The organism is Desulfobacter sp. UBA2225 (genome assembly GCF_002348205.1).
Lineage (GTDB): Bacteria > Desulfobacterota > Desulfobacteria > Desulfobacterales > Desulfobacteraceae > Desulfobacter > Desulfobacter postgatei.
The window spans coordinates 2,009-28,955 of the sequence record NZ_DDYV01000047.1 but is presented as its reverse complement, the minus strand read 5'-3'; the positions used below and the strand labels follow the sequence as shown (position 1 = coordinate 28,955).

The following is a 26,947-nucleotide window of genomic DNA, read 5'->3' as shown; positions in this document are numbered from 1 at the left end:
CCGATGCCGTAAAAAGCGGCATGGCATAAAGAGACCTGGCCGGTGTACCCCATGAGCATGTTAAGGCCTAATCCTAGGAGGGTGTTGATCCCGATAAAGGTCATGATCTGAAGATAATAGGTGTTTTCCGTGACAAGTCCAAAGGCAGAGACGGCACAGATAAAGCCTAAGTATTCAATCCAGATATATTTATTTTTATCCGTCATCATCTAAAACCGCTTGGCCTCTTTGGCCGCAAACAGTCCGCCCGGCCGGATGTAGAGAATCAGAAGCAGGAGCACAAAAGCTATGGCATCTTTTAAACCTGACGATATGAGACCTGCACCCAAGGATTCCAGAATGCCCAGAAGCAGTCCGCCGGCAAAGGCCCCCCACAGGCTGCCAAGCCCCCCGATCATAGCGGCACAAAACCCTTTCAGCCCGAGGATGGTGCCCATGTCATAGGAGCTCATGGTAATGGGGGCAATGAAGATCCCTGCCACCGCCCCGCAGCCTGCGCTGATGCCAAAGGCCAGAATCCCCATTTTTTCCGACGGGATGCCGGAGAGCCAGGCCGCTTTTTTGTTGACGGCACAGGCCACCATGGCTTTGCCGGTGAGCGTCTGTTTCAGGAACAGATGGATACCGCCTGCCAGCACCAGGGCGGCTGTAACAATCCAGATGCTCTGCGGCAGAAGGGCAGCACCAAAAATTTCAATGGATTCATGGCTTGAAAACGAGGGCATGCTGAAAGGGTCTTTTCCCCAGACAATCATGGCCGCGCCTTTCAGGAAAATGCCTGCCCCCACTGTAATAATAATCAGGGTAATCGGTTTAGGATTTCGGGCCGTACGGATGGCAAGCCGTTCAAATACAAGCCCAAGGATACAGCCGGCTGCCACAGCGCCTGCCACGGCCAGGGGCAGGGGCAGGCTTAAGCGCACCCACAGCGTCACCATGGCAAGCGCCCCGATCATGACAAACTCCCCGTGCGCAAAGTTGATCAGCTCCGTGGAGCTGTAAAGCATGGACAGCCCCACGGCGATCACGGCGTATACGGCGCCGGTGGTAATACCTGAAAACAAATATTGGACAATTTCTTGCATATTATTTTAACAGGGTCCAGGTGCCGTTTTTGATTTTCACCATGACAAATGCAGCCGGGGATAGGCCATTATGGTCCTCGGGAGTGAAGTTGAATTCTCCTGTGGCCCCCACGTAACCTTTGGTGGCTTCCAGATTGTCCCGGATTTTTTCCTTATCTCCGCCGCTGCCTTTTAATGCACCGGCCAGAAGCTTCACGGCATCATATGCATACCCGCCAAATCCTGATACGGCTGCGGAATATTTATTTCCATACGCGGTTTGATAATCTTCAAGTACTTTCTTCTGGGGGTCGGAATCATCTAAAAGGCTGGTCACAAGAATTTTGCCCGTGGGCAGGATGTTGCCGTCAGCGGCATCTCCGGCAAGTTCAATGAATTTGGGTGATCCAACCCCGTGGCTCTGGTACAGCGGAATGTCNNGTCAATGCTCTTTCTAAATCATGCGGCCTTGATTTTAGCCAGCTGGGTAGTGGTATCGGTATCTTTGTCGCCAAAACTTTCACTTAAGATGATTTGAATACCGAATTTTTCGGCCTGTTCCAAAAGCTGTAATTTCCCGCTTTCACCATAGGCATTGGAGACTGTGAGTATGCCGATTTTTTTAATGCCGGCGGCTTGCATCTGCTGGTATAGGGCTGCCACGGCCAGCAAATCGCTCTGGGCGGTTTTGAATACCCAGGGATCCACCGGAGTGGTAATTTTAATGCCGGCGGCACAGCTGATCAAAGGCACTTTGGCCCTCTTAGTGAAATTGACAATGGCAAGGGTAGTCGGTGTGGTGGAGGGACCGATGATGGCGATGACCTGATCCTTGTGGATCAGTTTGTTTACGGCGGATACGGCTTTGGCAGGATCTCCTTCGGAGTCATAGATCACCGCCTCAAGCATGTGTCCGTCAATGCCGCCGGCAGCATTGATCTGTTCAACCACCATTTCCATAGTTTTCTTTTCAGGATCTCCCAAAAACGAGGCACTTCCGGTGACCGAAAAAATGCCACCGATTTTGTAAACGTCTGCCGCCATGGCCCCTGATACCAGAAATATCGACAGGATAGTGACAAGCATTGCAAGTACAAGGTGTTTTTGTTTCATGGTAACTCTTCCTTTATCATTAAATTTTTTCGGCAAAAAAAACCATGGGCTTTCCCGGTTTCCGGTCCGCCAATGGTTTAAGATCCTTTGTTCTCTCTTAAAAGGTCTACATCAAGGCTCCCCGTGCAGAGGGTCTGAAAAAGACGCGTCTAAAAATATATATAAAAGTAAAAAAAACGGCAGTTTCCGGTAATTCCTATGTTTCCTTATGTTGTACATCAGGTATTGGCTACATACCTAATTAAGCGGGCCGTTCGTGTCAAGCCTTTTTAGCCGACCTGTTTTCGGGTTGTTTTTTATTTAATCGGTTTTAAGTTTAAAAAGTCTGTTTTTATTTTGAGTTGCTGTTTGTTTTATATGTAAAATTAATCTATATTAGAAATAGCCCTAATATAAAAAATACATAATACCTCTTTTTCTGCCCTAAATCCTGCGTTAAATAGACTGCTATTTACCTATATTTAAAGGAATAAACAATGTCAAAATTCATTGATGCCCTGGAATATCACCGGAGTGGCCGTAAGGGTAAAATTGAAGTCATCACCACCAAACCATGCGCAACAAGCAGAGACCTGTCTCTTGCCTACAGCCCAGGTGTTGCGCAACCCTGTCTGGCAATTGAAAAAGAGCCGGATATGGCTTATGAATATACCACCAAGGGAAATCTTGTCGCTGTTGTTTCCAACGGAACGGCAGTGCTCGGCCTTGGAGATATCGGCCCGCTTGCAGCTAAGCCGGTTATGGAGGGGAAAGGCGTCCTGTTCAAGAGTTTTGCCGACATTGATGTTTTTGATATTGAACTGAACACCAAAGATCCCGACGAATTGATCCGTACAGTACAGTTGCTTGAACCGACCTTTGGCGGTATCAATTTGGAAGATATCAAAGGGCCGGAATGCTTTTATATCGAAGAAGCGCTGCAAAAAACCATGAACATCCCGGTGTTCCATGATGACCAGCACGGAACGGCGATTATTGCCGCAGCGGGCATGATCAATGCCCTTGAACTCGTGGAAAAAAAGATCGAAGAGATCAAAATTGTCTTTAACGGGGCCGGAGCCGCCGGGATTGCCTGCGCCAACCTGTTAATTTCCATGGGTGTTAACAAAAAAAAGTTGATCCTCTGCGATTCCAAGGGTGTTATATATAAAGGTCGCACCGTGGGTATGAACCCGTATAAAGAACGCTTGGCAGCACAAACGGATGCCCGTACCCTTGAAGATGCCATGAAAGGTGCGGATATTTTTTTCGGGGTTTCGGTCAAAGGGGCGCTGACCGCCGACATGCTGCGCGTCATGGCCAAAGACCCGATTGTTTTTGCCATGGCCAATCCTGATCCGGAGATCACGCCGAACGAGGCAAAAAAAGTGCGTGATGACGTTATCATTGGCACCGGACGTTCTGACTATAACAACCAGGTAAACAATGTCTTGTGTTTTCCTTTTCTCTTCCGTGGCGCGTTGGACACCCATGCCAGCTCCATTAATGATGAGATGAAACTGGCGGCAGTTCATGCCCTTGCCCAACTGGCAAAAGAAGATGTTCCCGATTCCGTACGCCGTGCCTATGGCAACAGTGAAATCAAATTCGGGCGTGAATATCTTCTACCCAAACCTTTTGATCCCCGGGTCTTGTTACGCATGGCACCCGCCGTTGCCCAGGCAGCCATGGATTCCGGTGTCGCCCGCAGGCCCATTCTGGACATGGAGAAATACACCGAACACCTGGAAGCATTGCAGGGGCGCTCAAAAGAGATCATGCGTACCATGATCAACAAAGCAAAAGCGGCACCTAAACGAGTGGTCTTTCCGGAAGGTGAAGAAGATAAAATCCTGCGTTCCGTACAGGTACTCCTGGACGAAAGGATAGCCATCCCGATTCTTATTGGCGAAGAAAAAGTCATCCGCGAAAAGGCCAATGCTCTCAATATTGAGCTGCGGGGAACGGAAATCATCAATCCTCGTAAAAGTGAAAAACTTAACGCGTATTCGGAAGTGCTCTTTGCCAAGCGCCAACGCAAGGGCATGACACGCTATGATGCCCGTCGCCGTCTGCAGGAGGATGGAAATTATTTCGGCGCCATCATGGTGGAACAAGGAGATGCGGACGCCCTGCTTTCCGGCATCAATGCCCATTATCCTGATGTCATCCTGCCGGCCATAGAAGTGGTTGGTAAAAAGGACGGCTTGTCTAAGGTGCATGGCCTGTACATGATGGTGTTCAAAAAAGAGGTGGTTTTTTGCGCCGATACCACCGTTACCATTGAACCGACCGCAGAAGAACTGGCGGAAACCGCCATCTTGGCAGCTGAACAGGCACAGCGTTTTGACATCACGCCACGCGTTGCCATGCTCTCCTTTTCCAACTTCGGCAGTGCCCAGCATCCATTAACCCAGAAAGTGAAAAAAGCAACCGAACTGGTTAAGGAACGGGCTCCGGAGCTGACGGTAGACGGGGAAATTCAGGCTAATGTTGCCCTGGATCCGGAAATTGTCAAAAGTCAATATCCCTTCTCCAACCTCAGAGGGGATGCAAATGTTTTTATCTTTCCGGACCTGCAATCAGGTAATATTACCTATAAGATGCTTGCCAAATTGGGAAATGCCGTTGCTGTGGGCCCCATCCTTATGGGAATGAAAAAACCCATTCATGTGCTGCAGCGCGCAGATGATGTCTCGGATATTGTCAATATGGCAGCAGTGGCTGTCAATGACGCGCAGATGAACGAACTGGCATAATAACCATTAAAAACTCATTAAAAACAGCGTGTTGAAGCACCTGTGTCAGAAGTGAAGTCTTTGAAAATATTACCAAAATTGTAGAAAAATTAATTGATAATTTTATATTGACAATTCAATATGTATTGTTTATAAATTTTAAGCTTTCATGGTTCGTATGCATTCGACATTCGACAGGGCTTTATTTTGTTTGGTATTACAATGGGTATATATTAATAATATTAGTCAAAATAAGGAGGATTAAAAGGAGGAGATAAAAAAAATATTGGCACTTTTTCGCTGAATACGATTTAGTATTTAATTTTATTAAAATTTAAGGCAATATTGCATAAGTTTATGCAATTCTGTCGAATTTAGAAAGGATTAAATTATGAACTGGCTGGTACGAACTTTTAGCTGCTCTATAGCCAAGAAGCAGTTTATGGCAGTAACCGGTCTCGCTTTCTGCCTCTTCCTGACAAGTCACCTCATTGGAAACCTGTTTGTTTATGGCGGAAAAGATGCATTCAATGCTTATGTTGAGCATCTTCATGCGCTTGGGGTACTTATTCACATCGCAGAAGCGGGTTTGATTGTTTTTGCCCTCATTCACATCGGTACGGCACTTATTCTCTATTTTCAAAACCTTGCTGCAAGACCTGTTAAATACAAGAAAAAGTCAAATGCCGGCGGCCGGACATTGGCATCGGGAACTATGCCCTACACAGGTCTTTTTATATTGGTTTTTATAGTAGTTCATCTTGTTTCTATGAAATTTGCCGATCACTCCACCTTAACTACCTTTGATGTCACAGCCGGGGTTTTTGCCAAGCCTGCGTATCTTGCGTTCTATATCGTCTCTATGGTAGTGGTGGCATTTCATGTAAATCACGGCTTTTGGAGTGCTTTCCAGTCCTTTGGCGCCAGTCATCCGAAGTATATGCCTATCGTCAGAGGGTTTGGTATGCTTTTTAGTGTAATTGTCGGGGCAGGATTCGGTTTAATTCCAATCGCTTTTAATATGATATCATAGCTATAACTATCAATAATCAGGGGGATACATGCAATTAAATTCCAATGTTCCGTCAGGTCCTCTAGAGGGCAAATGGGATAGATATAAATTTGATTTAAAAAGAGTCAATCCTGCAAATAAAAGAAAATTTGAAATCATTGTTGTGGGAACAGGACTTGCCGGCGGTTCAGCCGCGGCAACTTTGGCAGATCTTGGGTATAAGGTAAAAAATTTCTGCATCCAAGACTCTCCGCGAAGAGCACACAGTATTGCAGCCCAGGGCGGTATCAACGCAGCAAAAAATTATCCTGGTGACGGCGACAGCGTTTATAATCTTTTTTATGATACAATCAAGGGCGGGGATTACCGTGCAAGAGAAGCAAATGTCTATCGTCTTGCACAGAATGCCAACAATATTATTGACCAGTGTGTTGCCACAGGTGTTCCCTTTGCAAGAGAATACGGTGGGCTTCTGGCCAACCGTTCCTTCGGCGGGTCCCAGGTTCAACGTACCTTTTATGCCAGAGGGCAGACGGGGCAGCAGTTACTTCTCGGCGTTTACGGCCAGCTAAGCCGTCAAATCGGGCTTGGCGGTGTACAAATGTACCCAAGAAAAGATATTCTTGATATCGTTGTTGTAGACGGTTGCGCCAGGGGTGTTGTTTGCCGTGATCTGGTAACCGGAGAAATTGAAAGTCATTCAGCCCATGCCGTAGTTCTTGCCACAGGCGGATACGACAATGTATACTTCCTGTCCACCAGTGGTATGCATTCCAATGTCTCTGCATGTTGGGCTGCTTACAAAAAAGGCGCCGCCTTTGCCAACCCATGTTATACCCAGATCCATCCCACATGTATTACCGTGCATGGAGACTACCAGTCTAAACTGACGCTGATGAGTGAAAGTCTCAGAAATGACGGTAGAATTTGGGTTCCAATTAATAAGGGAGATAAACGCAGTCCGGATCAAATTCCTGAAAACGAAAGAGATTACTACCTGGAGCGTAAATATCCAAGTTTCGGTAACCTTGTTCCTCGCGATGTGGCTTCCCGTAATGCAAAAATAGCGTGCGATGAAGGAAGAGGCGTTGGCAACACAGGACTTGCCGTATATCTGGATTTTACCGAAGCAATCAAACGCGATGGTGAAGCTGTCATCAGAGCAAAATATGGCAACCTTTTCCAGATGTACCATAAGATTCAGGATGAAGATCCGTATAAAGTGCCCATGAAAATCTATCCTGCCATCCACTATGTTATGGGCGGCACCTGGGTTGATTATAACCTGATGACAAGCCGTGACGGACTTTTCTGTCTGGGTGGAGCCAACTTCTCTGACCACGGCGCAAACCGTTTGGGCGCAAGTGCATTGATGCAGGGCCTTTCAGACGGATATTTTGTCCTTCCCTATACCATCGGCGGATACCTTGCAACCCAGTCTCTGTCTCAAGTAAACACCTCTCACCAGGCGTTTAAAGATGCAGAAAAACAGCTTAGTGAGAAATTGAACAAGCTGATGAATATTAAGGGTAAGAGAACCGTTGATGATATTCACAAAGAGCTTGGCCTGATTATGTGGGATTACTGCGGCATGGCCCGTAATGATGCCGGACTGAAAACAGCGATCCAGAAGATTCAAGCACTTCGCGCAGACTTCTGGGAGAATGTGGATGTCACAGGAAGCAGCAAAGATTTTAACCAGACTCTGGAAAAAGGCTACAGACTTGCTGATTACCTTGAATTCGGCGAGCTTCTGGCCCGTGATGCGCTGACCCGTCAAGAATCCTGTGGTGGGCATTTCAGGGAAGAGTCCCAGACAGAAGAAAACGAAGCCAAGAGAGATGATGAAAACTTCTGCCATGTAGCTGCTTGGGAATATGCGGGTGAAGGTAAAGACCCGATACGTAACACAGAACCACTTGTTTTTGAGAGTGTGAAATTAACGCAAAGGAGCTACAAGTGATGGAAGAAAAATTTTTAAATCTGACACTAAAGGTCTGGCGCCAGAAGAGGGGTGAAAAGAAAGGTAAAATTGAAACCTATCAGGCAAAGCATATTTCTACTGACGCCTCTTTTTTGGAAATGCTTGATATCGTTAATGATGATCTCACAATTGCCGGTATAGAACCCATTGCCTTTGATCATGACTGCCGCGAGGGTATTTGCGGAATGTGCGGTCAGGTTGTAAACGGGTATGCTCACGGAGAAGAAAAAGGAACTACCCTTTGCCAGCTTCACATGAGACGTTTCAAAGATGGTGACACCATATTTATTGAGCCCTTCAGAGCAAAAGCGTTTAAGGTCGTAAAAGATCTTGTTATCGATAGAAGTGCCTTTGATAAGATTATCCAGGCTGGCGGTTATATAACTGCTAAAGCCGGGGGCGCTCCGGACGCAAATATTTTCCCGGTTACCTATGAAACCGGTGAACTTGCTATGAATGCAGCAGAATGTATTGGTTGCGGCGCATGTGTTGCTGCATGCCCGAATGCTTCTGCAATGCTTTTTGTCGGTGCTAAGATTTCCCATCTTGCTCTGCTTCCCCAGGGTAGACCTGAAGCAGCTAAACGCGCATTGGCTATGGTAAGAGCTATGGATAGTTGCGGCTTCGGCAACTGCTCAAACGAAAGAGAATGCGAAGCATCATGTCCTAAAAATATTCAAATAACCAATATTGCTCGTATGAACAGAGAGTTCCTGTCAGCAGGGGTTTGCTCTACATCTATGTAAAGCTGAGCAATAAAGAGACATTACAGGGTGGGACTTTAGTTTGTCCCACCTTTTTAAATTTAAAATAGCATGTATTAATTTTAATGAACAAAGACACAGCAAGAATGATAAAAATTAATTGGCATCGACTGTTTTTGAAATTATTTAAATTGATTCTTATTCCTATGTATAATTTGGCCAAATTGCCAGTGTTAAGAAAAGTAATGCCGTGAAATCATCTCGAATCACCAATCTATTGCAGGAAAACAAGGGCCTTTTTACTATCATTATTGTGGGCATTTTCTTGCTTGAAATCGAAATTTTCGCCCTGGCGGCCATGACGGCAGGCAAAAAATCCATCCTTCAGGTCATAGATAACCAGGGTAATCTCATACACGAATCCAGTGGGAATAATCTAAGCGATTTCAACAAACATAATTTTGAGCAGGTATTTGGCCCCCTTGAAAATTACACGGTACAACTCAATACCCAAAAAGTACCTTTTCCATTTCGGGCCTGGTTCGTGGCGGCCATCTGTATACCCATTGGGGCTATGATGCTCTTTGCATTTGTTGTCAAAGCCTATCTTGTGATTTTCCATGGTGAGAAAGTGGCGGGAAACGACCCAGGGCTTGTAAATCAACCAGTCACTGAGACTAAGTTGGAGTCGATTTTAAACCGCATTGGCCGTATGAATATTTTCAACATCGGCTTTTTGGTATTCATTGGTGTGATTTCATACTGGATCATTCCAAACATGCTCACCTATATAGGGCATATCGGGATTGATTTTTTCATTCAGTACAAATGGATATTTATAGCACTGTTAGTGATTTCTTTCGGCGTAGGGCTTTGGATCGTTTATCTTCGCTACCTGCTGGCTAAAAAAAGTATTGAAAGCCAGACCGAAATCCAAAAGCATCGTCTTAGTCTGGATTACCACTCCCAATCAGGACTGCCGCTTTTGTTGGAGGAACGATCCGACCAAGCCCAAGCAATTATTGATTACAAACCGGAAGATAAGTCGCCCTCAGATTTGTAAGTTCTGATGTTCACCCCTTAAAACCGATCCGTTATTTTTATTGTCTTTTTTGAGAAACATTTTCCAAATCATATTACTCTTAAGAAATCCTGTTGAAGTTTTACCCACGCTTCTATTTTTTTAAATATCTCTTTTAATGTCTGCTGCTCTATTCTTGATAGCTTTTTAGGATTAATATTATTATTAGGTTCTCCACCTTCATTGATGATTCCATTTATTTGATTGATAAATCTTAAATTCATCATATAGCTATAAGAATGAGTGATATCATTATAATCGGATCCGCTTATTGCATTTTTTTTATATAGCAACTCTAATCGTTCCATAGTATTTGTAGCCGATATTTTATGTTGAAGCGCATATACTCTTGCAAAATCTACCACGAGCATCATAGGGGCTTTAATATCAAAAGTATTTTTAAATTCACCTTTAGATCCAACAATGAAATTACCAAAAAAACCTATAGGTACTCTAAAATGAGTTGTGTTTGCAGCCATATACCTGAAAAAACCCCTGCTGTTGCCCAAAAGATTAAAAAGGTCCTCTCTAAGCTCATTTACTAAACCTATATCTCCATATCCAAAACGAAAATCAAAAAAAATACTTATCTGGAGAAGGGCCTCGGAATTCGCGTTATATATCCATTCTTTAAAATATTTTTTCCATACAGAAACAGGCTGACACCATTTGGGATTTTTTGCCATTATATCACCTTGACAAAAATCATATCCTATTTTATCAAGCATATTACATACATGTTCGCCTATCCTTAAAAAATATGCATTTACGGATTCGAATTCTTCCCCATTTACATCTTCAAATATAATCGCATTATCCTGATCTGTTTTAAGCGTTTGTTCTTTTCTTCCTTCGCTTCCCATAACCATAAAGGCAAACTTGACAGGAGGTTGTCCTATTTCCTCAATAGCAAATTTTATCAGCTTCTCTAAAATCGCATCTGTTATTGCAGTAACAAAGTTATTTATATTTTGAGCTTTTGCACCCTCATTTATTAAGATATAAATGCTTTGAGGGAGCTGTTTTTGTTTTTTTGATATTTCTTCATAGGATACAGCCTTATTTATTTCTTTTATAAATAAAAAAGGAAGTTTGCCTTGGGCATTGATAAGATCGCTATTTGAAATCACGCCTACTGCATCATTCTCATTGTTGATTACAGCTAAATGTTTTACGCCTGTTTTCATTATTTTTATGAAGGCTTCAAAGACACTTGAATGTTCTGATATGCTTATTAACGGATCAGACATTATATCTGAAATAGGATTTGAAATTTTTAAATCAGCAGCCACAACTCTATTTCTAAAATCCTGATCTGTAGCTATACCTATAAATCTGCCGTCCTGTTTTATTAGAATAGAACTGCATCTGTTCTGTTTCATTAAAATTGCAGCATCTTTTATAGAATTGTTTACACCGCAGAAAAGGACATTCCGTCTTATCACGCTTGATATGGAATTACTAAAAAATTGTATCGATTGTTCTTTATCACTTCTTTTTTTTACAATGAGATTTAAATATGTTTTATCAAGCATTCTTTTTCCGAATATATTGGTAAAGTGGTATTTAAACTCCTCATATTTATCACATAACGATATAAAAACATTTTTAGGAAATGTATAAAAAGAGGTATTATCCTGTATTTCCAAAGATCTTATTGCAATAGATTCATTCAAAAGAATTGATATTCCGCCAAAAATTTCACCTTTATGTAAAGCATCTTTGACTATTTTTTTATCTATAGATTCATAAAAGCGCTCTGCTGTGCCTTCTTTTAATATATATATTTTTTCTAATCTTGATATTCCCTGACGAAACAATATTTTTTTTTCATTAAATAACTCAACTTGAATCAAGTCTGATATATGTTTAATCTCTTTTTCAGATAAAAAAGAAAAAGGCTCAATATTTGATAAAAATAAAAAATAGTCTTGACTCATATTTTATCCTTAGGATTTTTCGTATGTCCGAATTAAAATTTTTCAACTTTGAAGAACTTTCGCCTGCTTTTTTATAAAAGCATCCTAAAAACGGTCCAACTTATTGTATATATATTAATTCATATTAAAATAAAATATATAAAACCTATTGTATTTTATATCAAAAATTTAAAATAAAAATGCAAAGCTCAAACTGCTTGAAAAAATGAAATTCTTATTCTTTTCTTAAATACCCCTCTATGGTATGTAAAATACATAGCTTTAAAAATCACGAACGCACAACTAAAGATTAAAGAATAAACACGCCATGTCAAACAAAGTCATACGAAAATTCTTTTTTTCGATTATCGTACCGTCCATACTTACCATTTTGCTTTTTATCACTTCAATCTATGTGATCCTAATACCATCATTTGAAAAAAACATGATGAACAAAAAAAAGGAAATGATCAGGGAACTGACCAACACGGCATGGAGTTTAATAAAAGAATATGACGATGAATACAAGGATTCTTTAATTACTCTTGAGGAAGCCCAACGCCTTGCTGCAAAAAAAATTGGAAAAATGAGATATGGTAGCGAGGGAAAAGATTATTTCTGGATTACTGATATGAAACCAGTAATGATCATGCACCCCTATCGTCCCGAACTCAATAACTCAATGCTGGATGATTACACAGACCCCCAAGGGGTAAGGTTGTTTATTGAAGCAGTCAAAGTTGTAAAAACAATGGACGAAGGGTTTATCAACTACATGTGGCAATGGAAAGACGATTCTACTCAAATTGTTCCAAAGCTATCATACGTAAAAGGCTTTGAAAATTGGGGTTGGATTATAGGAACCGGTATTTATCTGGATGATGTACAATCTGAAATAGGTGCTTTAAAAAAAAGGTTAACAAAGACTTCACTATTAATATCAGCAATAATTATACTTATTCTTGCTTTTATAATTATCCAAAGCCTTAAAATTGAAGTCTGGCGAAAAAAGGCCGAAGATGAACTTTTACAATCAAGGCAAAAATACAAAACATTGGTGGAAGCTTCATCAGAAGGAACAATTATGATCAAAGACAGCAGGATCATTTTTTCCAATCACATGTTTGAACAGCTCACCGGAAAAACACATAGAGAACTTGTTGCGTCTAAATTTGAGGATATTTTCAGCATTAGCTGGGAAGAAGTTTCAAAGTCTGTTGCAAAAACCAACAAATCCAGCTCCATTGAAACCCAGGTAAAACAAGGTGAAGCTGTATTTCATGATGTTGTGATTTCTGTAACAAGAATTTTCTTTGAAGAACAGGAAACATATGTTGTGGTCACAAAAGATGTATCACGAAAAAAACAAACAGAAAAAATTGTCCAGAATTTAAGCAGCGAACTTCAAAGCTCGCTGCTATTAATGAACCAGCCAATTTCTCAATTTGTAAAGCCGATTGTAAAAGCCAACCTTCAAGCAACAGTAGCTGAAGCCGCCTCATTAATGGACCGGAAAAAGATGAACCTCATTTTTATTGCCGATCGTGATAAAATGCTTGGCGTTGTCGATGATAGTGATCTGCGTAAACGCGTTTTAGCAAGGGACAAAGATGGAAAGTGCCTGCTTGTGGAAGTGATGACCTCCCCAATTATTTGCATTTCAAATACGGCCTTACTTTACGAAGTGATTTTGGAATTCAGAAAACAAAAAATCAGTCATCTGGCTGTAAAAAATGATAAAAATGAAATTGTCGGTGTTCTTAGCCGTAAAGATATACTGGAAATTCAGCATAACTCATTAAGCTACATCCTTAGTGAAATTGAATATGCCGAAGATGTTAATGAACTTAAAATGATCTATGACAAGATACCAGTTCTTGTTAATGCATTGTTGGAAAGTGGTAATAAAACTGAATTGATAACCCATATTATTACATCAGTATCCGATGCAATGACAAATCGTATCATAACTTTTGCTTTGGAAGACCATGGTGAGCCTCCATGCAGATTTGCTTTTGTTGCATTGGGCAGCGAAGGAAGAAAAGAACAAACCATTGCCACTGACCAGGATAATGCCATTATTTTTGAAGATGTTGGGGAAGATAATGTCCAAAGAATTAAAAACTATTTCCTGAAATTTGCTGAAACTGTGAACAATCACCTGGCCCATGTTGGATATGAGTTATGTATAGGTGGAATGATGGCCAAAAATCCAAAATACACGTTAACCTTATCCGATTGGAAAAAACAATTTACAGGCTGGATTAACACCCCCCAACCTCAAAATATAATCGACACCGCCGTTTTTTTCGATTTCAGATGTATTTATGGAGATAGTTTTTTCACGGACGAACTAAGAAAACATGTAAACCTGCTAATTGATAAAAAAGCCATTTTTGTTTATCATCTTGCCCAAACTGTTATTCAGTACAGATCCCCGTTAAACATTTTTGGAAACATTCCCAGTGGTGATAATGAAACATTTGATATTAAAAAAATACTTCTTCCGGTTGTTACGTTTATTAAGGTTTTCTCCCTGAAATGCAAAATTGCTGAAACCAATACGTTGCAACGTCTTGAACAATTATTAAATCAAAACGTGGTTCAAAAACCCATGTATGGGGAGTTAAAACAAGCATACAATTTTTTAATGGGATTACGGTTTCATACCCAGACCAATGCACTAAAAGAATTCAGGAAGCCTGATAATACCATAAATATTAACAGCTTAACCGAAATTGAGAAATCAACCTTGAAGAAAGTCTATTCATTGATTTCTGAAATGCAAACAAAACTGAATTTGGAGTTTAAGGGACGGTAGTTTCCAAGGCCCTTATACCTTTTGCGCCGGAAGGCTTTCGATAAAATCAAGACTGATTTTTCTTCTAAGCATGTAGATCCTGGCAATAAGTTCTTTTAGATGTCCAGCCTCTAAATTATTGAGTTCTTCAATGTCTAAATCATCATCCACTTTGTGCAAATCGGTATGTTTAAAAATCTGATTGAAAAACCTTAGCCGCCAGATATAATTAAATATATATACAGTTTCTTTATACAATTCTTCGGATATTTCTTCCTTGCCTCTAATGTCATTCAGTCTTTTAATCGTATTTGCGGTATTAATTCCATGCTTCAAGGCATAAATTCTTGAGAAAATCTCAATCGGACGCAGTGCCTCTTTAAGATTCAAGGTTTTTGCACCATCCTGACGTTCAGCTTTTAACCCTCCAAAAACATTGAGAGGCGATTTATCTATCAACGCATTTTTCGCGTAGTAACTGATAAATAGAGGGTACTGCTTCATTAACAATTGAATTTGTGAATGAATTGAGGTTGCTAAATCTTTATTGCCATAAGTACATTTTAAATCGAAGAATACATTAAAATCACGAAACCCGTCAGTTGTTGGCGCGCTCATTATAGTTTTTAATTTTTTATGCCATTCTTTTTCAGAAAGGCACCATTTGGGATGTAAAGCCATGATACCCGCTGGGCAGAAACGATAACCGGAAGCATTGAGCTTGCTGCACACCCTATCTCCAAGCTTCAGGAAATATGCCCTTATCTTGTCGGGAGGTGTTTGGGTGGTATCTGCAAAAATGATGGCATTATCCTGGTCTGAGAACATGGTCATCTCATGCCTTGCATTGCTGCCAAGAGAAAGGAATGCAAAAGCAACTGGCGGTTGACCGATTTCATCTATTGACAACTCGATACAACGAACGATAACTTCATCATATGTCGTACCAATCACCGTACGCAACGCTCTCGCCCTGGCACCGGAATCAATCATTTCTCGAATAATTGCCGGCAGTTTATTCATGTTTTGGACAACATGCCCAATTCTATTACTCTCCCTGATTTTTTTGATAAGAGACTCATGAATGGGTTTATAATCAATTGGAAGATTTGTGGCGGTTCCAATCCCAATATCGCTTTTACGAACAATAGGCCGTAAAGAAATAACATGCCCGTGTTTTTCAGATAGAAATATGCGAGACGTTGTAATAATAACATCAAGATAATTTCCAACAGAATCAGCAGCTACAGCCTCAAATTCTCCTGAATCAGAGCCGTTTTTGAATACATTATTGATAAGGTGTTCTCTTAACTTGCTGTTATTTTTCATATCAGGAAATATAATATTCCAGATATCGGTTTGATGAAGCTCTTGGGCAGTATATCCTAACATTTGTTGCAATTTGAAATTTGAATATACAATTCTGCCGTCTATCGTCAGAAGGTAGCCTTCATTTGAAGATTCGACCAGCGCCCGATAGCGGTCTTTAACTTCTTTTAGACCTGCTTCCGCCCTCTTCCGGTCGTTTTCAATGCGTTTACTTTGTAAAAGAAAATAGGCTAACAGCATAAATAGTCCGTCAACAGTAACGCCAACAATTTGAAAAATATGCAGCTGCAAAGACTCTTTTTCTTCTGAAATGTCATTAATATATATACCTGTACCAACAATCCAACCTCTTTGGGGAATTCCTTTTACATAGGATAGCTTTTCAGCACTCTTGTTTGGGTCATCTTTCCATTGCCAATGATATCTTAAATATCCCTCTCCATCAGATTTTACAATGCGAACGGACTCAACGAACAGTTTTTTGCCGCTTTTATTTTCTTCATCTGTATAGTCCCTTAGATCCTTGCCTGTCAGCTCCGGACGATAGGGGTGAAGTATCATTTTAGGGGTCATATCAATGATAAAAAAGTAATTTTTATTCTGGCTGTCATAGCGCATCGTTTTTATTGCATCTATAGTACGCTGTTTGGCCTCTTCAGGGGTAAGCTCTCCTTTTTCTTCTAATTCTTGATAGTGTGTAATTACGCTTGCTGCTGTTGCTGTCAGCTCCTTGACCATCAGTTTTTTCTGGTTGAGCATGTTATCTTCAAAGAGAGGAACCACGTAAAAAAATATATAACTGATAAAGAGTATTATCGCCAATATAGTCGGCAACACAATGCGAGTACCGAAGCTATCAAAAAATTTTTCGCTTTTCTCCTTTTGATAATTGTAGGATTTGCCTTGGAAATAATCTGTAAGCTCCTGAAAGCTCAGTATTTTTTTATCTTCTGTCTCTGCTGCGTCATGATATTTTTCTGTGAACGTACCGTTTTCAAAGTCTTCTCTTTTGGGAAGGTAGCCCCTGTAGTCATCTTTTACGTGTGTTTCAAATACCTTTTTGATTTCTTCACGAGAATACTTGCCCTCAAACTTTTCATAAGCTTCTTCCAACCCCTCAAGGCAATGACGAAATTTTCTATGGGCATAGGGGTTGTAATTGGCCGGGCCTTGTCCTGCAAGCAGTCTCTCGAATGAGCTTGTATCAAAAAAGCCATCAAGCCATTGGTGTATATCTTGCCCTGGTATACCAAAAAGTTCTTCGGTTCGCTTTACATGGTCTTCAAGTTTCATCTTAATGCGGCAGGAGACCCCTTCTGAATCTATGATTCAGGAGGGGTCTCCTGCCGTCCTCCTTAAAGTCTGTAAGTCAAATGTTATATGAATATCCATCAGACATATGAAGCATATGACAATACGTCCAATTAATACCTTGTATGGTCGTTTCTCTTGTCTTAATGTTAAAAAATCCACTTTTTCTAACGGCGACACGACCAATATATGTTCCAACCTTTTTTCCGGAAGTCACAATTGCTTTGGCAATATCACCTGTCTGAAAACCGTTAACTTTTTTCTTCCGGGATTTCGCTTTTGCCCTGGCTTGAATCCGTTTCAGTAATTCCGGCCTCTTTGAAAGGAAGATGTCAATCGGCCTGTTCCCTTTCTTCTGATTGCATTCTGTACATGCCAGGGTCAAATTGCTGACGCGATTTGAACCGCCCTTTGATTTCGGGAGAATGTGCTCAATCTCCAGTGGCAGATTCGTTTTGCCACAATAGACACACGTTCTGCCCCACTTCTCAAGAAGATATTCCCGTACCTCATATCCCGAAAGTGCCCCTTGCTGATACTCAACCCCGGAGATTTCGGAATTCTGTATTTTCTGCATATCAAAACGAACAAGCTCCATTGAGATTTCCTGAATATTACTGAATCGGCATAATCGATTGACCCACGTCTCAATATTGTGAACCCGGCTTTTCAATGATGGCGCCAACCATCCTTCTGGTCTGATTCTGTTTTCAAATCGTGGTTTTCTGTATCGGGTTTTTCTGTTTCTCCGAGATCTTCTGATTGCCCGTCTGGATTCCAGATCGTTTTTGATTTGTTGGCCTCGATGTTCTAATTGCATAGCAAAAACGATTTCACCTGTGGCATCATCAGTGACGGCAATGCCGGAGGTTTTGCTGCCTGGATCAATTTTAACCCGAAGTGCTTGTGGATTTACCCCAATCTCTTCTTTTAAAATAATTGTGAAAGGATACTGCCTGAAAACCGCCGCTTTCTCTTCCGATAAAAGGAATCGGGCCTTTGCCGGATGCACTGGATTTTGTGGTTTTTTGTTTGTATCTAAAACAAATACGTTCAATCTAAATTCTCCTGTTTCCAGGGTAATGTTTGCCTTGTCAATGTTATGACCGGGTTTAGCGCAAGCAGCACCGGTTTAACCTCTTACACCTGTTTAACTACTTGCCGTAGCGCCTGGAGCTGGCAAGCACCCCAGGGGTACCTATTTCCGATCTAACGTAGTGCGCAAAGCACTTAGACGGGTCAACATAGGGCTTTTTACAAGCCCCTTCTGAATCTATGATTCAGGAGGGGTAGTTGACTGCAGTATCCTTGCGCTGTTTCTTCAACGGACAATAGTTAGCATATAAATGACTGCGTTTCAAAGTCTTCTGGAACAAAAGTCACTTTTTCACCAAACATCTGTTTTGGCCGACAGTGAGGGATCGCTTATCTCATAGCTCAATTGCGCTTTTTTTTATATCTGATATAGATTGCCGGCTTCAAACTATGTATACTACAGTCAGATCTTATAAAAAGCGACAATCATTAAAATGAGTCTTAAACCCTAAAGACAAGGAGCGCTTATGATAGATATCAAACGTATTTTAACCCCAATAGATTTTTCAGATAATACAGAAACGATTGTCAATACTGCTGCGTGTATTGCCGGGAAGTTTTCAGCATGTCTTGATTTGATTTTTGTTGTTGAAAAATTTGAGGATTATGCAACATTATTTACGCCTCAATCGAGTCTACCTGCGATGAGAGATGAGTTGCTTAATGCCGCTAAAGAACGGATGAACGCCTTTATCGAAACGCATAGGAAAGAGTTCAATGCTTTGGGCGTATCTTCTATTAACGGACAAGTTATCTCTGGGGATATTGCAGAGGGAATTGTAAATTATGCCGCCTGGGCAAACGCGCAACTTATTATCATGGGTACTCATGGATATAAGGGTTTAAATCGACTATTGTTAGGTAGTGTTGCAGAAACGGTTGTTAAAACAGCATGTTGTCCGGTTATGACTATTAATCCTTATCGCATGGAATGTGAAAATAATCCGAAATAACCCTGAGCGCAACTCAATGTCATGAACTTAACGGAACAGCTTGTATCCATAATGAAATGAAATCGACCGCCCCAATTCTTTTTCATGAAGACGGCTTGTTGCTGTTATGAATTTATAAAACCCGTCGATGCCAGGCATCGACGGGCTTTTCAAATGGCTGCCCCGGACCGGGTGGCAGTAAGTGTTTAGAAGATGCCGGGTATTCCGGGAAGCTGACCCACCAGCCCAAGGGAGACGACACAGACGATAAACATGACTCCCGGGATGATAAGTTTCTCATTCCAGGTGAGGGTTTTGGCCCGCTCGGTATCGCCGATGAGCCCCAGGTTATCCAGGAGCATGGCCGCGGCCCAGCCGAAAACCGGATTTACAAAGGCACAGGCAAAAATACAGGTTCCGGCGCTCTGGGAATCCCTATGGTTGCTGACCATCTGCATTCCCGCTTCAAGGAGCGGCAGGAATACGCCGACAAGAAGCGCCACCCGCAGAACAGGTTCCCACATGGCAAGGTCCATGGGGTAGCCGAGTATGCCGGCCACCACGCAGAAAATGCCGGTTAGCATCGCACCGCCGGGAATGGGGCGCTTGGCAATGGCTGCGGGAATCATGTATGTACCCCAGGATGAGGCGATATTGCCGCCGCCAAGGCAGGAACCGATGGCCTGGCGGATAGATGCTACCATCATGGTATCGTCCACGTCCATAAGGACGGCTTTGGCCTCTTTCGGGTAGTTGAGTTCCTGGAACACCCGGTGTCCAAGATAATCCGGCGACCACATGGCAACGGCCAGAATGGAGAACGGAATAACGGCAATGAAATGGCCCATGTTCGGAAGTCCCATTTTCCATCCTGTATCAGTACCCCACCACCACATGGGATCAAAATGGGGAAGGCCCGGCGGGGTAGAAAAGCTGAAATCAGCGCCCATTGTGAATGCGATGATACCTGCGATGGCGGAACAAAGAGGGATGGCGAGCCAGCGCTTCTGGACACGCGCCAGGTAGGCATAGACAAGCACGGTTGCGCCGATGACCGCAAAGGAAACCACGCCGACACCACCTGCTGTCGCCCATTTTCCAAGGTTGCCGATCTGTCCAATAAGTCCAACGGCACCCAGATAGATCAAAAGCCCTCCCCGGACTCCGATTCCGGTCAGATTCATCAATTTGGAACCGCCTTTTGTGACGGCCAGAATTAGGCCGAATAAGCCTATCAGAATACCCAGCGCCAGTGGATGCCCGCCCGCTGCAGCAACAATCGGGATGAGAGGGATCATCGGGCCGTGGGTGCCCGCAAGATTTGAATTCGGATTAAGGAATGCCGAAAAAAGCAGGACAAAGACAGCCCCTGCGATCAGCATCTCATACCGGACGTTTTCTGCAATGAATTCGGGTGAGAGATTATACTGGTCCGCAAAGGCGGCGACCATGGCGGTTACCATCACAACCTTTCCGATGGTGGCGGCAATGGCCGGCACAAAGTCCTCGATTTCGATGCCGTAATCCCGGAAGGGCAGGTTGACCCGCCAGCGACGGAATTTCATAATAGTCAGTTCATGGTCAAGATACTCAGCTCGCGTCTTAAACTCGCTGGCTTTCTTACGTTGCTCGACATACGACTTTTCATTGTTCTCTACCATTTCAAATCTCCCTCTCCTTTCCTACTCCTACCGATTTTCTGTTGGATCGTCGCATCCACCTTTCGGTGTGCTTAGGTAAAAAAAAATAAGGTCCTTGGTTAGAAAAAAGACCTTGTACGGTTCGAACAAGGCCCTTTGCCTGAACGATATCCGAATTGAAAATCTCTACCTTTTTCCCTTAATGAATGCAAGAACTATTTATTAGAATTTGCTTTTCTATCAACCCATATGATGATCAGGTCAAAAGTCAGGCAAAATGAGCAAGTTATTTAAGACCGGTTCCTAAAGTTGCCAGCTTGACCGGGTTGGCCATTTATAGTACAAATTTTTTTCATTTTACCGGCAGCAGGAAACTTAATTTATGATATCTGAAAAAGTGATTCAGGAGCTCAAAGAGATCTGTGGTTCCAAATTTGTCAGCAGCGACAAGACGGACCGCATCTTGTACAGCTATGATGCCACGCGCAAACAATTCCTTCCGGATGTGGTGGTGCATCCTGCGGATGCCCAGGCCGTATCCCGTATCATGAAACTTGCCCATCACCACCGTATCCCGGTTTATCCCAGGGGGGCCGGCACCGGATTCACCGGTGGCGCCCTGCCGGTCCACGGAGGAATGGTCATGGGGATGAGCCGAATGAACCGCATCCTTACTATTGATCAGGAAAACCTTGTGGCCGTTGTGGAACCCGGTGTCGTGACCGGGGACTTTCAAAAGGCTGTGGAGGCGCTGGGGCTGTTTTATCCCCCGGATCCGGCATCTTTGAACGTCTCCAGCTTAGGCGGGAACGTGGCCGAATGCGCAGGCGGTCCCCGGTGTGTCAAGTACGGCGTGACCAAGGACTATGTTATCGGCCTGGAGGTGGTGACGCCCTCAGGCGATCTGATGGAAACCGGTGGCACCACCATGAAGGGGGTAGTGGGATACGACCTGACCAAGCTCTTCTGCGGTTCGGAAGGAACCCTGGCCGTTATCACCAAGATCATTGTCAAGCTGCTTCCCAAACCCCAGGCCAAGAAGACCATGCTGGTGGTGTTTGATGCCATTGACGGTGCTGCCAAGGCCGTATCCGCCATTATCCGCGAGAAGATCATTCCCGCCACCCTCGAATTCATGGACGGCCGGACCCTGGACTGTCTCAGGCAGACCGCCGGGTTGTCCTTGCCTAAAGGCGCCGGAGCGGCTCTGATTATTGAGGTGGATGGCGACACGGAGTTCCTGGATAAGCAGGCCCAAAGGATTTTGAACGTGATTGAATCTCTCGGCGTTCTGGAGAACCGGGTGGCGAATACGTTTGAGGAAAGCGAAGAGATCTGGAAAATCCGCAGGGCAGTATCCCCCTCATTGAGAAAACTTCAACTGGAAAAATTCAACGAAGATATCTGTGTGCCCAGATCCAAACTGCCGGAGATGATCCGGCGGATCGAAAAGATTTCCGACCACTATAACCTGCCCATTGTGAACTTCGGGCATGCCGGCGACGGAAATATCCATGTCAATATCATGGCGGACAAATCCGATGCTGAGCAAATGGCCAAGGCCGATCAGGCTGTTGAGGCGCTGTTCCGGGCCACCCTGGAACTGGGCGGAACCATGAGCGGAGAACACGGCGTCGGGATCATGAAGGCCCCTTATCTTTCCCTTGAGCTGTCAAGTCAGTCCATCCAATATATGAAAATACTAAAAAAAGCCCTGGACCCGCATAATATTCTCAATCCGGGCAAGATTTTTCCAGACGATGCCCACGCGCTTCCAGGAGAGATGAAATGAAAGATCTGGAACAATACCGGGAGTGGAGCCAGGCCTGTGTCAAGTGCGGTGCCTGCCGGGCCACATGCCCGGTGTTCAAGGCTGAAAACCGGGAAGGCGCTGTGGCCCGGGGAAAAATCGCCCTTGCCCAGGCCATGATGGACGGGCAACTCTTTGCCGAAGAGAGACTGGTCCATGAACTGTCCCAGTGCCTGCTGTGCGGCAGTTGCACCCACCTGTGTCCTAACCAGGTGCCTACCTCGGAGATTGTGGCGGCGGCCCGCAGGGAGGTGGCCCGGAAAAATGGGCTGTCCGGATTTGGAAAAGGCGTGGCGGCCTTGCTGACGCATAAAAAGGTCATGGACTGGATGAGTAAAGGTTCAGATCTGGCATCCAAACTCCTGTGCCGGCAGATTCCCGACACAAGCGGCCTGCGACTGCGGTTTCCTGTGCCGGGCATACCTGAGGAACGCACCTTTCCAAAACCGTCATTCAAACCCTTTTTAAAGCGTGAACTCCGGCAGACGGTTTCGCGTTCAGCAGGCCCCAGGGTGCTGTTTTTTACCGGTTGCGCTATCAATTATATATACCCTGAAATCGGTGAGTATCTGGTCCGAATTCTCAATTTCATGGAAATTCATGTGACCCTTCCCGACGAACAGGTCTGCTGCGGGCTTCCAGCCCTGTCCGCCGGTGCGGGGGATGCGGTGGACACCCTCGCCAAAAGAAATTTAAAGGCTTTAAAAATCCACGCGTTTGACTATGTGCTCACGGCCTGCGCCTCCTGTTACGGGGCATTGGCCGGGATTTACCCTAGCCTTGGGACAGACTATGCGCCCTTTGCCGAAAAGACCCGGGACATCATGGATTTTTTGATGGATATGGGCCTGGCAGCCAGACTGGAAGCGCTTCCCCGATCAGCGGACCGGGTTAAGGTGACCTATCACGATCCCTGCCATCTGCGGAATCACGGTCTGACCCGCCCCCCCAGGCAGTTGCTTTCCGCCTTGCCCCAGGTCGACTATGTTGAGATGGCGGATGCCGCAACCTGCTGCGGTCTGGGCGGGACCTTCTCCGTTCACCATTACGAAACCAGTCAAGAGATCGGTAACCAAAAGGCGAAGCATGTTGCCCAAAGCGGCGCCCAGATCGTGGCAACGGCCTGTCCGGGATGCATAATTCAGCTCCAGGACAGCCTTAACCGCCAAAAGATTCCTGCCAGGGCAGTTCATCTTCTGGAACTGGTCAACCAGGCACTGCCTGTCAAGTAATTTCAAGCAGCAATCTCGGACGATATACCTAAAAATCCGCCCAAAATGATCCAGGGACTTTGGAAAAATTGGCTCAAATATCCTGAAACCGATCCAATCAAGGCAATCAGGATAAAATCACGCGTCCCGGCATGGGGATTTTCAGATCCGGCCATGTCCCGTTCCAAACCCAGAGCAAAACCGACCAGAGCCGTTAATCCAAAATTAACAAATTGTTCAAAAATAGAATTTTGAATCATTTCGATCTACCATTTCCAGTGACGACATTGGCCTTGGTCATATTTTAGGCCATCCGAATTTTTGGTAGGTTGGGTTGAGGAACGAAACCCAACGCCGATAAGTTGTTGGGTTTCACTTCGTTCAACCCAACCTACGCNNGTGGCCGATGTTATGACCAAGCCCACGACCTTTAACGCATGCCGTACTTCTGCCTTGCGTTTATACGATCCAGCATCAGTTCACCAATGAGCGTCGCATCGGGGGCAATAGTTACCCCCGCTTCCGTGAGCGCCTTGATCTTGGCCCCTGCACTGGTGCCTTTTCCTTCAATAATGGCGCCGGCATGCCCCATCCTTTTGCCGGCAGGCGCCGAAACTCCGGCTATAAATCCAACAACCGGAACCTTGATTTCATCAGCAATGAATTCAGCCGCCTTCACTTCATCGACGCCGCCGATTTCACCGATAAGTATTATCCCTTCAGTGTCAGGGTCATCACGAAATAGCTCTAACACATCCACAAAAGTTATGCCATGAACCGGATCACCCCCAATACCAATGGCTGTCGTTTGCCCTAGTCCGTTCAAGGTGGTTTGATAGACCGCTTCGTAGGTCAAAGTACCGCTACGGGAGACTACCCCTATTTTACCCGGCTTGAAAATATTGCCCGGCGCAATTCCGATCTTGGCTTGATTCGGCGTTACGATCCCCGGAGAGTTGGGTCCGATTAAAACGCTGTCGCTCAAATACAGACACCGCTTTACTTTGATCATATCGTGCACAGGAATTCCTTCGGTGATTGCCACAATCAAAGGAATCTCGGCATCAATGGCTTCAATAATGGCGGCAGCGGCAATAGGCGGCGGCACAAAAATCATGGTGGCATTCGCATGGGTCTCTTCCTTGCATTCCTGGACTGAGTCAAAGACTTTGAACCCTTCCACCACTTGCCCCCCTTTGCCGGGTGTCACTCCGCCCACCAGTTGAGTGCCATAATCACGACACATGATGGAATGAAACAGGCCAGCTTTGCCTGTGATGCCCTGGGTCATCAATACGGTATCTTTGTTCACTAATACAGACATGATCAATCCTCCGCTGCTGCCCCGGCCAAGCGGGCGCCTTCAGCTAAACTATCGACACGGGTTATCGCCAATCCGGAATCCTTTATGATTTGCAATCCTTCTTCTTTATGCGTACCCTCGAGACGAACCACCAGGGGCAATTTAACTCCCGTACGCTTCACAGCATTTACGATTCCCCGGGCAATGATATCGCATTTTAAGATGCCGCCAAAAATATTAATGAGAATACTTTTGACATTAGGATCTGAGGTAATGATTTTCAGGGCTTGCGTTACCGCTTCTTCAGAAGCACTACCCCCCACATCCAGGAAATTCGCAGGCGCATGTCCATTGGCCAGGATGGTATCCATGGTGGCCATCGCCAGGCCGGCCCCATTCACCATACATCCCACGTTACCATCTAATTTGATATATTTCAGCCCGTATTTTGCAGCGGTCTGCTCGTGTTCATTTAATTCATTATTGAAGCATGCCGACCATTGTTTTTGCCTGAACCGGGCGTTGCTATCAATGTTAACCTTGCAGTCCAAAGGCAATAGCCGCCCATTTTCTACACACAGGGCCAGAGGATTGATTTCCAAAAGCGTGCAATCGTTGTGAATAAAGGCGTGGTTAAGTTTTTCAAGCAGAACCACCAAGTTTTCAAACGTTTCTTTATCCAACTGGAAGACTTTATTGATCTGACGCGCCAGGGCTCTAAAATCAGGTTCCTCACACAATGCAATTGTCAATATTTTATCGGGGAATTTTTCCGCAACCTCGTCGAATTCCACCCCCCCTTCTGAAGAGACAAACATGGTCGGGCACGACTTGGCGCGATCAATGAGAATCGCCAAATAAAACTCCTGGCTAATCTCCACGGGTTGCTCAAGCAAAACCTTGGAAATCAATTCACCACTGGGCCCCGTCTGTTTCGTCACCAGGGTGGTCTGCAGCATGCTGTCGGCAATCTCACGCGCTTGGGCAACGCTTTCAAAAAACTTCACCCCGCCCGCTTTTCCACGACCGCCGGTCAACACTTGCGCCTTCACCAAACCGCGGGTGATATTCATTTGCCTCAGCAAGGTTTCCACCTCATCCGCTGTGTGCGCCACCACACCAACAGGCGTCTCGATTCCCGAGAGTCGCAACATTTCTTTGGCTTGATATTCATGCAGTTTCATGCAAACATCCTTATATTACAAATCCACAATCTGCTAAAATTAAAATTACGATATATCATTTCAAACAAAACTGAAAGTGCATTAACATGGATATCAGCAATCAACGCATACTATTATAGGTGGCTCAGGATTAGTGGGAAAAGCTATATGCCGTAGCTTACTGTCACATCCGGAACAACAGCCGGCAGCCATTACAATTACAGGTCGATCTTCTTCCAAGATTGAAAAGACTTTAGACGAGTTAAAAGCGCTCAGCGCAACAACTGAATTTTCAGGTATCACGGGTGATATTTTTTGCCGACGTGCTTTTAAAGACATGGGACGAAAAACGATCTTGTCTCAACGCGAAACACGGGAACGCTACCTTAGGGACATTATCGACCCGCTTAATCAAGAGATTCTTAACGAATCTTATCTTTACCGGATGATTCAAGAAGAACGCCCGGATATCGTTATAGACAGTGTCAACACAGCAACAGCCATAGCGTATCAAGACCTCTTTTCTGAAAGCAGGCGCTTGCTCAAAGAGGTCCAAACCGCAAAAAGCGCGGTTGATGATAGGCTTTTAGAGAAAATTGAAACCCTTATAGGTACCCAGTATACGCCGCAGTTAGTGCGACATATTGAAATTTTATGGCGGGCCTTAAATGATCATCAAGTAAAAATGTACCTTAAAATCGGCACCACAGGCACTGGGGGAATGGGTTTAAATATTCCTTTTACCCATTCTGAAGATAA

18 protein-coding genes and 3 pseudogenes are annotated in these 26,947 nt (G+C 44.1%); 11 read left to right on the top strand and 10 right to left on the bottom strand.

Annotated features, from left to right (window positions below; genetic code table 11):
* The 3 genes and pseudogenes from B3D59_RS02560 to B3D59_RS18415 all read right to left on the bottom strand — a co-directional run.
* Positions 1 to 209 (bottom strand): annotated as a pseudogene (locus tag B3D59_RS02560) (branched-chain amino acid ABC transporter permease); the annotation flags it as partial.
* The gene (locus tag B3D59_RS02555; RefSeq protein ID WP_286817526.1) at positions 210 to 1,085 is read right to left on the bottom strand and encodes a branched-chain amino acid ABC transporter permease; all 876 of its coding nucleotides are present in this window, start codon (positions 1,083 to 1,085) and stop codon (positions 210 to 212) included. It abuts the pseudogene before it with no gap.
* Between the two features lies 1 nt (position 1,086).
* Positions 1,087 to 2,177 (bottom strand): annotated as a pseudogene (locus B3D59_RS18415) (ABC transporter substrate-binding protein).
* 476 nt (positions 2,178 to 2,653) lie between these two features.
* Between B3D59_RS18415 and B3D59_RS18270 the strand changes: the two are divergent.
* From B3D59_RS18270 to B3D59_RS02520, 6 genes and pseudogenes are all read left to right on the top strand, one after another.
* Positions 2,654 to 3,931 (top strand): annotated as a pseudogene (locus B3D59_RS18270) (malic enzyme-like NAD(P)-binding protein); the annotation flags it as partial.
* 3 nt (positions 3,932 to 3,934) lie between these two features.
* Entirely contained in the window at positions 3,935 to 4,915 is a 981-nt protein-coding gene (locus B3D59_RS18265) for a phosphate acyltransferase (RefSeq protein WP_414646511.1), read from the top strand.
* Positions 4,916 to 5,285: 370 nt separating this feature from the next.
* The gene (locus B3D59_RS02535) at positions 5,286 to 5,927 is read left to right on the top strand and encodes a succinate dehydrogenase cytochrome b subunit (RefSeq protein ID WP_286817523.1); all 642 of its coding nucleotides are present in this window, start codon (positions 5,286 to 5,288) and stop codon (positions 5,925 to 5,927) included.
* Positions 5,928 to 5,955: 28 nt separating this feature from the next.
* Complete coding sequence (locus B3D59_RS02530; protein ID WP_286817521.1) at positions 5,956 to 7,869, top strand: fumarate reductase/succinate dehydrogenase flavoprotein subunit; 1,914 nt, start codon at positions 5,956 to 5,958, stop codon at positions 7,867 to 7,869.
* Entirely contained in the window at positions 7,869 to 8,636 is a 768-nt protein-coding gene (locus B3D59_RS02525) for a succinate dehydrogenase/fumarate reductase iron-sulfur subunit (protein WP_286817520.1), read from the top strand. The genes B3D59_RS02530 and B3D59_RS02525 overlap by 1 nt, the downstream gene beginning before the upstream one ends.
* A 208-nt stretch (positions 8,637 to 8,844) precedes the next feature.
* Positions 8,845 to 9,657 carry a hypothetical protein gene (locus B3D59_RS02520; RefSeq protein ID WP_286817519.1) on the top strand — a complete coding sequence of 271 codons (813 nt, stop codon included), beginning with the start codon at positions 8,845 to 8,847 and terminating at the stop codon, positions 9,655 to 9,657.
* 68 nt (positions 9,658 to 9,725) lie between these two features.
* Here the strand turns inward: B3D59_RS02520 and B3D59_RS02515 are convergent, their stop codons facing one another.
* Positions 9,726 to 11,615, bottom strand: a complete 1,890-nt coding sequence (locus tag B3D59_RS02515; protein WP_286817518.1) for a DUF294 nucleotidyltransferase-like domain-containing protein — start codon at positions 11,613 to 11,615, stop codon at positions 9,726 to 9,728.
* 307 nt (positions 11,616 to 11,922) lie between these two features.
* Between B3D59_RS02515 and B3D59_RS02510 the strand changes: the two genes are divergently transcribed.
* Positions 11,923 to 14,415 carry a DUF294 nucleotidyltransferase-like domain-containing protein gene (locus B3D59_RS02510; protein WP_286817516.1) on the top strand — a complete coding sequence of 831 codons (2,493 nt, stop codon included), beginning with the start codon at positions 11,923 to 11,925 and terminating at the stop codon, positions 14,413 to 14,415.
* A 12-nt stretch (positions 14,416 to 14,427) separates the two neighbouring features.
* Here B3D59_RS02510 and B3D59_RS02505 read toward each other — a convergent pair whose 3' ends face one another.
* A complete protein-coding gene (locus B3D59_RS02505) occupies positions 14,428 to 17,016 on the bottom strand; it encodes a DUF294 nucleotidyltransferase-like domain-containing protein (protein ID WP_286817515.1) in 2,589 nt (862 codons plus the stop codon).
* A gap of 76 nt (positions 17,017 to 17,092) precedes the next feature.
* A complete protein-coding gene (iscB, locus tag B3D59_RS02500) occupies positions 17,093 to 18,091 on the bottom strand; it encodes an RNA-guided endonuclease IscB (RefSeq protein ID WP_286817514.1) in 999 nt (332 codons plus the stop codon).
* Positions 18,092 to 18,596: 505 nt separating this feature from the next.
* Between iscB and B3D59_RS02495 the strand changes: the two genes are divergently transcribed.
* The gene (locus tag B3D59_RS02495) at positions 18,597 to 19,082 is read left to right on the top strand and encodes a universal stress protein (protein ID WP_286817512.1); all 486 of its coding nucleotides are present in this window, start codon (positions 18,597 to 18,599) and stop codon (positions 19,080 to 19,082) included.
* Positions 19,083 to 19,267: 185 nt separating this feature from the next.
* On the opposite strand, the gene B3D59_RS02490 is transcribed toward B3D59_RS02495, so the two are convergent.
* Positions 19,268 to 20,722 carry a DUF3360 family protein gene (locus B3D59_RS02490; RefSeq protein WP_286817511.1) on the bottom strand — a complete coding sequence of 485 codons (1,455 nt, stop codon included), beginning with the start codon at positions 20,720 to 20,722 and terminating at the stop codon, positions 19,268 to 19,270.
* A gap of 361 nt (positions 20,723 to 21,083) precedes the next feature.
* Here B3D59_RS02490 and B3D59_RS02485 point away from each other — a divergent pair, with 361 nt between their 5' ends.
* Positions 21,084 to 22,493 carry an FAD-binding oxidoreductase gene (locus tag B3D59_RS02485; protein WP_286817510.1) on the top strand — a complete coding sequence of 470 codons (1,410 nt, stop codon included), beginning with the start codon at positions 21,084 to 21,086 and terminating at the stop codon, positions 22,491 to 22,493.
* On the top strand, positions 22,490 to 23,743 hold the full coding sequence (locus tag B3D59_RS02480) for a (Fe-S)-binding protein (protein ID WP_286817509.1): 1,254 nt from the start codon (positions 22,490 to 22,492) through the stop codon (positions 23,741 to 23,743). The genes B3D59_RS02485 and B3D59_RS02480 overlap by 4 nt, the downstream gene beginning before the upstream one ends.
* A gap of 2 nt (positions 23,744 to 23,745) precedes the next feature.
* On the opposite strand, the gene B3D59_RS02475 is transcribed toward B3D59_RS02480, so the two are convergent.
* From B3D59_RS02475 to sucC, 3 genes are all read right to left on the bottom strand, one after another.
* Positions 23,746 to 23,982, bottom strand: coding sequence for an MgtC/SapB family protein (locus B3D59_RS02475; protein WP_286817508.1), 237 nt, complete (start codon positions 23,980 to 23,982; stop codon positions 23,746 to 23,748).
* Positions 23,983 to 24,152: 170 nt separating this feature from the next.
* Positions 24,153 to 25,046, bottom strand: a complete 894-nt coding sequence (gene sucD / locus B3D59_RS02470) for a succinate--CoA ligase subunit alpha (protein WP_286817507.1) — start codon at positions 25,044 to 25,046, stop codon at positions 24,153 to 24,155.
* Between the two features lie 2 nt (positions 25,047 to 25,048).
* A complete protein-coding gene (gene sucC / locus B3D59_RS02465; RefSeq protein ID WP_286817506.1) occupies positions 25,049 to 26,209 on the bottom strand; it encodes an ADP-forming succinate--CoA ligase subunit beta in 1,161 nt (386 codons plus the stop codon).
* Positions 26,210 to 26,342: 133 nt separating this feature from the next.
* Here sucC and B3D59_RS02460 point away from each other — a divergent pair.
* A partial coding sequence (locus B3D59_RS02460) for a hypothetical protein (RefSeq protein WP_286817505.1) occupies positions 26,343 to 26,947 on the top strand: 605 nt, incomplete at its 3' end.

Bases quoted from the DNA above. Each gene is read 5' to 3' on its own strand.
- B3D59_RS02510 (WP_286817516.1), top strand. From the start codon at position 11,923: ATGTCAAACAAAGTCATACGAAAATTCTTTTTTTCGATTATCGTACCG.
- B3D59_RS02530 (WP_286817521.1), top strand. From the start codon at position 5,956: ATGCAATTAAATTCCAATGTTCCGTCAGGTCCTCTAGAGGGCAAATGG.
- B3D59_RS02480 (WP_286817509.1), top strand. From the start codon at position 22,490: ATGAAAGATCTGGAACAATACCGGGAGTGGAGCCAGGCCTGTGTCAAG.
- sucD (WP_286817507.1), bottom strand. From the start codon at position 25,046: ATGTCTGTATTAGTGAACAAAGATACCGTATTGATGACCCAGGGCATC.
- B3D59_RS02515 (WP_286817518.1), bottom strand. From the start codon at position 11,615: ATGAGTCAAGACTATTTTTTATTTTTATCAAATATTGAGCCTTTTTCT.
- B3D59_RS02475 (WP_286817508.1), bottom strand. From the start codon at position 23,982: ATGATTCAAAATTCTATTTTTGAACAATTTGTTAATTTTGGATTAACG.
- B3D59_RS02490 (WP_286817511.1), bottom strand. From the start codon at position 20,722: ATGGTAGAGAACAATGAAAAGTCGTATGTCGAGCAACGTAAGAAAGCC.
- B3D59_RS02495 (WP_286817512.1), top strand. From the start codon at position 18,597: ATGATAGATATCAAACGTATTTTAACCCCAATAGATTTTTCAGATAAT.
- B3D59_RS02525 (WP_286817520.1), top strand. From the start codon at position 7,869: ATGGAAGAAAAATTTTTAAATCTGACACTAAAGGTCTGGCGCCAGAAG.
- B3D59_RS02485 (WP_286817510.1), top strand. From the start codon at position 21,084: ATGATATCTGAAAAAGTGATTCAGGAGCTCAAAGAGATCTGTGGTTCC.
- B3D59_RS02535 (WP_286817523.1), top strand. From the start codon at position 5,286: ATGAACTGGCTGGTACGAACTTTTAGCTGCTCTATAGCCAAGAAGCAG.
- B3D59_RS18265 (WP_414646511.1), top strand. From the start codon at position 3,935: ATGCGTACCATGATCAACAAAGCAAAAGCGGCACCTAAACGAGTGGTC.
- B3D59_RS02555 (WP_286817526.1), bottom strand. From the start codon at position 1,085: ATGCAAGAAATTGTCCAATATTTGTTTTCAGGTATTACCACCGGCGCC.
- B3D59_RS02505 (WP_286817515.1), bottom strand. From the start codon at position 17,016: ATGAAACTTGAAGACCATGTAAAGCGAACCGAAGAACTTTTTGGTATA.
- sucC (WP_286817506.1), bottom strand. From the start codon at position 26,209: ATGAAACTGCATGAATATCAAGCCAAAGAAATGTTGCGACTCTCGGGA.